Source organism: Cyanobium sp. NIVA-CYA 375, from assembly GCF_056108345.1.
This window is the reverse complement of record NZ_JBSYHW010000265.1, coordinates 1-906: the sequence shown is the minus strand read 5'-3', so window position 1 is coordinate 906 and position 906 is coordinate 1. Positions and strand designations below refer to the sequence as shown.

The window sequence follows — 906 nt, the reverse complement described above, 5'->3', positions numbered from 1 at the left end:
CCGACGTAAACCGCCTGGCTGTCCTCCGCGCCATCGCTGAGCGGGGCCTGCCGGTCGCGGTCCTGCGACAGGCGCACACCGGCGGTGACGTCGAGGTTGCGGGTCACGCGGTAGGAGCCGCCGAGATCGACGGTCTGTTCGCCGAGCCCTTCGAGCGTGCCGCGTGCGCGGCCCTTGGTTTCCTCGGTTGCCAGCGAAATCCGCGGCTGGAACCGGCTCGGCTTGTCCTTGACCCCTTCGGAAGGGCGGAATTCGGCCAGATCCGGCATGCCGATGTCGCGCACGCCGGCCCCGGCCGCTACCGGTGCAGGCTGCGGCTTGGCAAAGCTCTGGTAACCGCGGGCAATGCCGAGGTTGTAGCGCATCCCCGCGAGCGTCACACCACGTGCGCCCGGTTCGCCTTGCGCCCCGGCGAGGGCCGAGCGGACCGACATGGCCCGCGCGGTGTCTCCATCGACCCGCACGGCCACGGTCACGGTGCTGTTGCCGTCGGCAACGGTTCCTGCCGGGGTAAAGCGGATCGCCTGGCCGCGTGCGGCGATGCGTTCCTGCACCCGGCGGGCCAGTTCGGGGTCGACATTGGCCGGCGTGAACGGGGTGCTGCTGGCGGCAGGGTCCGAACCCAGGCCGACGTCGAGCCCGGCCAGTGCCAGCCCGGCAGTCGGCAGCCCGAGCACGCCCACGGCGAACAGCGCCGGGGCGAAGCCGCCGAACCCTGATTTGCCGCGTGACCGAGCCATTGTGCCTGCCTTGCCTTTCTTCCCCCGCGATCCAGACCACAATCGGCCTGAACCCCCGCTGACCGCATTTCCCGGCCACGGCCCTTGTGCCATGGCGACTCGAATACGGGTAGCCAGTCAAATTGATAGATTCATGACAGGGACTTGGCCACACTTTCTCCGCAAC

General features: G+C 69.3%; 1 protein-coding gene. It reads right to left on the bottom strand.

The window, feature by feature from the left end; all coding sequences use genetic code 11:
• A partial coding sequence (locus AC01FP_RS17985; protein WP_474482158.1) for a hypothetical protein occupies window positions 1–740 on the bottom strand: 740 nt, incomplete at its 3' end.
• Window positions 741–906: the final 166 nt, after the last annotated feature.